We start from the raw sequence: 6,638 nt of genomic DNA, 5'->3' as shown, positions 1-6,638 counted from the left end.
GCTCGTATCGCGGAACCGCTTGGCGAGCGCCTCGCGCCTCGGCTTGTTCCGGATGTGGCCTTGCCACTCCAGAACATCGGACGCGGAGCCGGTCATCACGACCTTGATCGTGCCCTTCTCGTCCTCGTCCGAATGCCACGCGGGACGCAACGCGACGATCTCGCGGTACAGGTCGACGCAGATCCGGCGGCTCATGCAAACGATCATCGCCTTGCCGTCCATCGACGAGAGCCGGTTCTCCCAATGGTCCACGAGGTCGCGGGCAATCAGCTTCACGCGGTTCTCCGCGCCGACCACGGCTTCGAGCTGCGCCCAGCGGGTCTTAAGCCGCTCCTTGCGGTCCACCTCCTCGCCCTCGGTCACTTCGTCGAACTCCAGATCGATGGTCGGCCGCTCGGACGCCTTCAACTCCAGCTTGGCGAGGCGGCTCTCGTAGTAGATCGGCACGGTCGCGCCATCGGCGACCGCGCGCTGGATGTCGTAGACGCTGATGTAGTCGCCGAACACGGCCCGCGTGTTCGCGTCGGTGTGCTCGATCGGCGTGCCGGTGAAGCCGATGAACGAGGCTTTCGGCAGCGCATCCCTCATGTTGCGCGCGAGCCCGTCGATGAAGTCGTACTGGCTGCGGTGCGCCTCGTCCGCGATCACGACGATGTTCCGGCGGTCCGAGAGCACGGGGTAGCGGTCGCCCTTGTCGTCTGGCATGAACTTCTGGATCGTCGAGAACACCACGCCGCCGCCGCTGACCTTCAGCTTCTCGCGCAGATCGGTGCGGCTCGCGGCCTGGACCGGGTCGTAGCGCAGGAGGTCGCGGCATCGGGCGAACGTACCGAACAGCTGATCGTCGAGGTCGTTGCGGTCGGTGAGCACGACCACCGTGGGGTTCTGCATCTCCGGGTGGAGCATGACGCGGCCGGTGTAGAACGCCATCGTGAGGCTCTTGCCCGAGCCCTGCGTATGCCACACCACGCCGACGCGACGATCGCCCGGGTTTCCCCCTGGGTTCCAAGACTCGTACCGGCCCGGGGTTTCGGAGACGCGATCCCCGGCCGGGACCGCCGCGCGGAGCGTCTCTTCGATGGCGGTGTTCACCGCGTGAAACTGGTGGTAGCCCGCCGTCTTCTTCACGAGCTTGCCGCCGCCGAGATCCTCGAACACGATGAAGTAGCGCACGAGGTCGAGAAACCGCCGCTTGTCGAACACGCCCTTGAGCACGATCTCCAGCTCGGCGAGGCCGCGGCCCGCGTCGTCGCGCCCGGTGATCGTGCGCCACGGCTTGAACCACTCCTTGCCCGCGCCCACCGAGCCGATCCGCGCCTCCACGGCGTCGGACGCGACGAGCGCCGCGTTGAACGCGAACAGCGCCGGGATCTGCGCCTGGTAGGTCTGGAGCTGCTTGAACGCGCTCCACACGGTCGCGTTCTCGTCGGCCGGGTTCTTCAGCTCGATCACCGCGAGTGGCAGGCCGTTCACGAACAGCACCACGTCGGGGCGGCGGGTGTGCTTGTTCTCCGAAACCGTGAACTGGTTGACCGCGACCCAATCGTTGTTCTCGGGCCTATCGAAGTCGAGTACGCGCACCTGGGCTCCCGCGATCGAGCCGTCGGCCCGGCGATACTCCACCGTGATCCCATCGACGAGCATCCTGTGTACGGCGCGGTTGCGCTCGATCAACGTCGGCGCGTCGGTACGGTTCAGCTTGCGGAATGCGTCTTCGACCGCCTCGGGGGGTAGCTCCGGGTTGAGCCGCGCGAGCGCGTCGTGCAGGCGACCTTCGAGCACCACGTCGCGGAAGTTGGGATCGCTGCGCTCGGCTGCGGGCTCGCCGACGGCGAGGTCGGGACCGTAGAGCACCGAGTAGCCGAGTTCCTCGAACCACGCGAGGGCGGCGTCTTCGACGACGGACTCGGTGAAGCGGTTAGACAATGTTCTCACCTTCTAACACAGCGAATGACAAAGGCTTCTGGCCTCTTTCAGAAAGATTGTTGCTACGTCGCCCAGAGAGCGTTACATACGTAAACAGCTCATCCACCATGTGTGGAAGGAGTTCCGGTGCCGTCCCTCGGGGCGGCATCAGCTTTTTTGGGCTCTTTTCCACGCTTCTTTTTTCTTCTGTCTTTGTCGTTCATGTTCTACGCAAAACGCGGTGATGAACTGGACGTAGCTCCGCCGATCCGCCAACACGACGAGGTAGCTGAAGTCCGTCAAGGCGAGTTGGATTCTTCTGTCCGAACCTCTCATCTCCTCCCAAACACAAACGTTCTGGATGACTGGGTGCTCGATGATCGCGCGGATCCATCGCACGCGCTCACAGCGGCGCAGATCCGGGGTGCGCTCCAGTTCATCCTTCCCCTCCGAAACTGCGTGCCAGAAACCAGCCTCTTTTCCCTGGTCTCTCGGATCTCTGCGCACGTTCACCGGCCGTCCACGAAATTGAACGCGATGGCTGAAGAAGTCGCCGAAGAAAGCTGCGTGGATCTTCTCAACGTATGACGACCAGTCCCCCGAGAAAGGAATCAGGTCTGGCAGCCAGTCCGGCGCGGTAACGTCTCTCACGTCGCCTTCTCCCGCGCTCGCCAGATGAAGAGGTTGAACTTCTTCTCCGCGAGAAGCGTTGGCAGCACGAGCCGATAGCGCGAGCGGGCCTGGACGCGTTTGACTACCGCATCCTTCGCGGCCGATTCGGGGGAACCACGGTTGGCGCAACGGACAGCGCCGATCAGCAAGTCGGCGAGCTGGAGCAGCTCCACTTCGTGGGAACGCACCGTCTGCACACGCTCGATGATGTTCTGGTCGAAATCGTAGACGGTGTTGCACAGAACCTGGTGCAGCTTGCAGACCTTCTCGGCGCTGCGCGTATCCTTGATGTCGAGGTAGACGCGGTACCGATCGTTGGGGGCGATGATCACCTTCAACATGCTGTAGTACATCTTGAAGTACCAGGTGTCGTGATCTTGGTCGTAGTCCTCGTGATTGAGCTTGGTCTTGTCCGGCACGACCAGAGCGCGAAACTGCAAGGGCTCGTGCGCGAAGAAGAAGTCCACGAGCGCCAAGTAAAAGTCGAGCTTCGCCGGCGAGATCTTCGTCCACTTGATCTCCATTCGCGGTGCCAACCCGAACTGGCCTTTGAGCGCGCGCATCCCCTCCGACATCTCTCTCACACGATCGAGCGGGCACCAGATCGCTCCCAGAACCATCACGGGTTGTCTGTCATTGGGCAGATGGCCGCTCTCGTCGCAATAGACGTTGTAGGTCGTCATGACACGGCCTCCTTCATTAAAATCGTTTCTGCGCGGACGAGATCATCTGCGGCCGCCACGACGACCTGGAATCCGATGCGCGCCGTGTGCTGGTCAGGGTAGAATTGGTTGGCAAGCTGCTCTGCCGGGTGAACGTAGTTGCGAAAGTCACGCAGCGCCTGTCCGAACTTCTCCACATTGGGCGATAGATCCTTCTGGTAGCCGAGTACATCGATCCATTCCCGCAGCTTCCAGTCATGGAATTCCTTCGCCGGCTTGTTGTACCGACTCGCGTAGGCCCGGTTGACGCGTTCTGGATGACGACTCCCGAACCCGAGGCACATGCCCTCTAGGACACTGCCACATAGGATCACAGCGGCCAAATACGCGTTGGCCTCAATGCATACCTGGGCCTCCGACATCCGGCCAACCAGCGCGGCGCTCAACGTTGCGTCAAGGGGGAGCTTTCCGAAGACCTCCGGCCGGAACACGCGCTTGAGGAGCTCCGCTTCCGCCGGTGCCTCGGCTGTGGGTGCAGCTTCTACAGCATCCCCTGCGGTATCCATGATGCCGGTGTCGACGAGTACCCGGAAGATCTGCGGCCGCTCGTTCTCAGGGGTGATGTTCGTGAGAAACGCCTTGGCCAGGTCCCGCTTCTCGGCGTCCGAGATGCTCTGTTTGAACAGCGTCATCAGCCAGTCGAAGATCAGCTTGGCACGTTGCGAGGTGATGCCCTCGATGGGAAAGCTCTCACAGTTGAAGTTGAAGACCGACGAAGCGGTTCGATTGATCTCGTTGATCGTGGTCGAGTACTTGAGGAGGTCGCCGACCTTCACGGCGGCGAGCTTGATCTGCGGTTTGCCGCTCATGCCTGCGCCTCCAGCACACGCTCAATATCCTTCACCCGCACCTCGCCCGAGATCAGCTTCGGCAACAACGAGTCGCGCACGGCGGCTAGAGTGCGGGATTCGTGAATCGAGGCGACGATGCGGTCCGATGACCGTCGGATCTGCCTGGTGAAAACTTCGCAAACCGCCTTCTGCGGTATCACAACCGGATAACGCGCCATCTCGGCCCAGCTTGTTCGCGGCATCTTCGTCCCCGTAGACCCTGCGCTCGTGTGTTCTACGAAAGCGTCGCTCGACACGTGGCCCAAGACAAATCCGAACCACGATTCCTCGCGAGCAACCATCGGGACGATATCGGTAGAGCAGACACCGTCGACAGGAGCAACGCCGACCTTGTGAAAATATGGACGCAGTTTTCCAAACAGCATTTCGCCTCTCTTGAACTCATACTTGTTGCTCCCCACCGTCTCGGCGGTGCCCCACTCCGACAAGGCGATAGAACGTTTGGGCATGTGCTCCAGTGCGATGTACGGCGTCCCCGGTTCGATCTGATCTGGCTGGACCCCGCGGCGCGGGTGTTCAGCGATATCACCAAGCGAGCCACCCCTCCACCCCTCCGGCACCTCCCCCAGCTCCGACTCCACGAGCCGCGCGGGGAACAGCTCGGCGATCTCCTTCGGAAGCCCGGCGTCGCGGCCCTCTGCCTTGGCGCGGACCGGGTCGAAGTCGACGAACCACGACTTGAACAGCGCCCGCGCCATCGCCTCCAACGTCTCGTTCATCCGGCGGTTCAGCTCGATCTTGTCGTCCAGCGTACCGAGGATGTGTGCGATTGCCTCGCGTTCGCGAAGCGGTGGCATGACGATTGGCAATTGTGCGACGTCGCCGAGATTCAGCGTGGCCTGAACTGTCGTGTTGAGGCGCGAGTCGATAATCGCTCGGACTCCAGGCGCGCGGAGGGCCAACTTCACCCAGTATGGGTTCACCTCCTTGCGTACCGGGATCACTGCTACCGCGCGCGCAGTGTTCCATCCTGCCAGAGACTTAGGAACGATCGCAGTTTCGCCAACAGTCCCGACAAGTGTAAGGAGCAGCTCGCCGCCAGCGAGGCGAGTGCGGCAGTACGCGGCCTCGATGTCTGGCGCAACTCTCAGCGGGCTGGCTGTCGCAATGCGCCCGTCTCGCACGTCACTGACGCGAACAATGGGCACACCATCAGGCACTGCCGCGCCCGGTTGGACGATGCCGTAGGAAATCCCGCGTCCTGTTTCAATCAGGCTCTCAAGCGGGACCGTCTCCCAGTCACCCCCCATACCCCAGCCCTCTCAGATTCTCAGCGATCGCCGCGTCCAGCTTCGCAGCCTCGGCTTGCTGTTCCCGCAGGGTCGCGGTGAGGCGCTTCATCTTCTCGTCGAACGGCTCGCCGTCGTCCTCGGCAGCTTCGGCTCCGACGTACCGCCCGGGCGTGAGCACGTGGCCGTGCTTCTGGATCTCGTCGAGCCTCGCAGCCTTGCAGAAGCCGGGGATGTCGGCGTAGGTGCCCGCGTCGGGATCTCCCCGCCACGCGTGGTAGGTGCCCGCGATCTTGGCGTGGTCGTCCTCGGTCAGCTCGCGGTGCGTGCGATCGACCAGCGCGCCCATCTTCCGCGCATCGATGAACAGGGTTTCGCCGCGGCGGTCGCGGAACCGGCCGTTCTTCTTGTTGCGCGCGATGAACCACAGGCACACCGGGATCTGCGTCGAGTAGAACAGCTGACCCGGCATCGCGACCATGCAGTCCACAATGTCCGCCTCGACGATCGCCTTGCGGATTTCGCCCTCGCCCGACTGGTTCGACGACATCGACCCGTTCGCGAGCACGAAGCCCGCCATGCCCGACGGCGCGAGGTGGTGGATGAAGTGCTGCACCCAGGCGTAGTTCGCGTTGCCCGCCGGCGGCGTGCCGTACGCCCACCGCTTGTCGTCGCGGAGCAGCTCGCCGCGCCAATCGCTGTCGTTGAACGGCGGATTGGCGAGCACGTAGTCGGCCTTGAGGTCCGGGTGCCGGTCGTTGTGGAACGTGTCGCCGTGGCCGATCTGCGCGTCGATCCCCCGGATCGCCAGGTTCATCTTGGCGAGCCGCCACGTCGTGTAGTTCGACTCCTGCCCGTAGATCGCGATGTCGCCGACGCGTCCGCTGTGCGCCTCGATGAACTTCTCGCTCTGCACGAACATCCCGCCCGAGCCGCAGCAAGGGTCGTACACGCGGCCCTTGTACGGCGCGAGCATCTCGACGAGCACGCGCACCACGTGCGACGGCGTGTAGAACTGCCCGCCGCTCTTGCCCTCGGCGCTCGCGAACCGCGCGAGGAAGTACTCGTACACGCGGCCGAGCGTGTCCTTGGCGCGATCCGCCGTGCTCCCGAGCGAGATGTCGCCCACGAGGTTGATGATCTGGCCGAGCCGCTGCTTGTCGAGCCCGGTGCGCCCGAAGTCCTTGGGCAGTACGCCCTTGAGCTGGGGGTTGTCGCGCTCGATCGCGGTCATCGCCTCGTCGACGAGCGTCCCGGAC

The 6,638-nt window shown here is 63.3% G+C and carries 6 protein-coding genes; all 6 read right to left on the bottom strand.

The genetic code is table 11. From position 1 onward, the window contains the following. Window positions 1-1,926 (bottom strand): type I restriction endonuclease subunit R (locus M0R80_30620; GenBank protein ID MCK9463993.1); only part of this gene is annotated, 1,926 nt, incomplete at its 3' end. 147 nt (window positions 1,927-2,073) lie between these two features. Further along, window positions 2,074-2,556, bottom strand: a complete 483-nt coding sequence (locus tag M0R80_30615) for a hypothetical protein (protein ID MCK9463992.1) — start codon at window positions 2,554-2,556, stop codon at window positions 2,074-2,076. Beyond that, entirely contained in the window at window positions 2,553-3,260 is a 708-nt protein-coding gene (locus M0R80_30610) for a DUF3800 domain-containing protein (GenBank protein MCK9463991.1), read from the bottom strand. Before M0R80_30610 ends, M0R80_30615 begins: the two co-directional genes overlap by 4 nt. After that, entirely contained in the window at window positions 3,257-4,108 is an 852-nt protein-coding gene (locus M0R80_30605) for a hypothetical protein (GenBank protein ID MCK9463990.1), read from the bottom strand. Before M0R80_30605 ends, M0R80_30610 begins: the two co-directional genes overlap by 4 nt. Next, on the bottom strand, window positions 4,105-5,400 hold the full coding sequence (locus M0R80_30600; GenBank protein ID MCK9463989.1) for a restriction endonuclease subunit S: 1,296 nt from the start codon (window positions 5,398-5,400) through the stop codon (window positions 4,105-4,107). Before M0R80_30600 ends, M0R80_30605 begins: the two co-directional genes overlap by 4 nt. Then, on the bottom strand, window positions 5,390-6,638 hold a 1,249-nt coding region (locus M0R80_30595; protein ID MCK9463988.1), incomplete at its 5' end, for an SAM-dependent methyltransferase. The genes M0R80_30595 and M0R80_30600, both read right to left, overlap by 11 nt.

Source organism: Pseudomonadota bacterium, from assembly GCA_023229365.1.
Lineage (GTDB): Bacteria > Myxococcota_A > Polyangia > JAAYKL01 > JAAYKL01 > JALNZK01.
Note: the sequence above shows the minus strand (reverse complement) of the source record. Positions and strands in the feature narration are given on the sequence as shown.

What these genes read in the sequence shown, in the direction of transcription:
- M0R80_30610 (MCK9463991.1), bottom strand. Translation starts at nt 3,260, where the DNA reads ATGACGACCTACAACGTCTATTGCGACGAGAGCGGCCATCTGCCCAAT.
- M0R80_30605 (MCK9463990.1), bottom strand. Translation starts at nt 4,108, where the DNA reads ATGAGCGGCAAACCGCAGATCAAGCTCGCCGCCGTGAAGGTCGGCGAC.
- M0R80_30600 (MCK9463989.1), bottom strand. Translation starts at nt 5,400, where the DNA reads ATGGGGGGTGACTGGGAGACGGTCCCGCTTGAGAGCCTGATTGAAACA.